The following is a 906-nucleotide window of genomic DNA, read 5'->3' as shown; positions in this document are numbered from 1 at the left end:
GGATTTCATCGTAAAACCGAAGATCACCGGGCGGGGCACGTAGATGGAAGCGCCCACCCCCCCGGAAATCCAGGTGACGTGATTGAGGGTCCACTCGATAATCAGTTGCGCGGCCAGGGTGGAGATGGCCAGGTAAAGTCCCTTGATGCGCAGGGAGGGAATGCCGAAAAAAGCCCCCACAAGGGCCGCCATGGCGCCTCCCGCCGGCATGGCGAGGTACCAGGGCAGATCGAGCCGGGTTACCAGGTTGGCCGCGGTATAAGCGCCCACGGACATGAAGGCCGCGTGACCGATGGAAATCTGGCCTGTATACCCCACCAGGATATTCAGGCCGATGGCGCCCAGGGAGGCGATCCCGATCAGGTTGAGCAGGCTCAGCAGATAATCCGACGCCACCATGGGAATAACGGCGAACACAATCCCCACCACCGCCATCATGGTGTATTTGGGCAATGGATAAGGATAGAGGGCCAAATCCTCCGAATAGGTGCGCTTGAATGTGGCGGCTTCCCTGTGAATCATGCGTGTTCATACCCTTTCAATGTCTTCCTTCCCGAACAACCCGGAGGGCCGCACCATCAATACCACGATCATCAGCACGTAGGGCGTGAAGTCCTTGGTGCCCCCACCCACGTAGGGATCGATCACCCCGGCCGCCAACGCTTCCACCGAGCCGATGATCAACCCGCCCACCAAGGCTCCGAGGATGCTGTCCAGCCCGCCCAGGATCACCACCGGGAACACCTTCAGTCCCAGCAGGGCCAATTGCACATCCACCCCGATGGCGTTGCCCCAGATCAACGCGCCCACCAGAGCCACCACGCCGGCAATGGCCCAGGAGATGCCGAAATAGCGCTTTACGTCGATCCCCATGGCCATGGAGACCTGCTGGTCGTCCGCGATGGC

At 60.8% G+C, this 906-nt stretch carries 2 protein-coding genes; both read right to left on the bottom strand.

The genetic code is table 11. The features are described 5' to 3' along the window. The coding region (locus tag FVQ81_18760; GenBank protein ID MBW7998571.1) for a branched-chain amino acid ABC transporter permease at positions 1–522 on the bottom strand (522 nt) is incomplete at its 3' end. A 6-nt stretch (positions 523–528) separates the two neighbouring features. Continuing rightward, on the bottom strand, positions 529–906 hold a 378-nt coding region (locus tag FVQ81_18755; GenBank protein ID MBW7998570.1), incomplete at its 5' end, for a branched-chain amino acid ABC transporter permease.

Source organism: Candidatus Glassbacteria bacterium (genome assembly GCA_019456185.1).
Classification (GTDB): domain Bacteria; phylum Gemmatimonadota; class Glassbacteria; order GWA2-58-10; family GWA2-58-10; genus JAJRTS01.
This window is presented reverse-complemented; position numbering and strand designations above follow the sequence as displayed.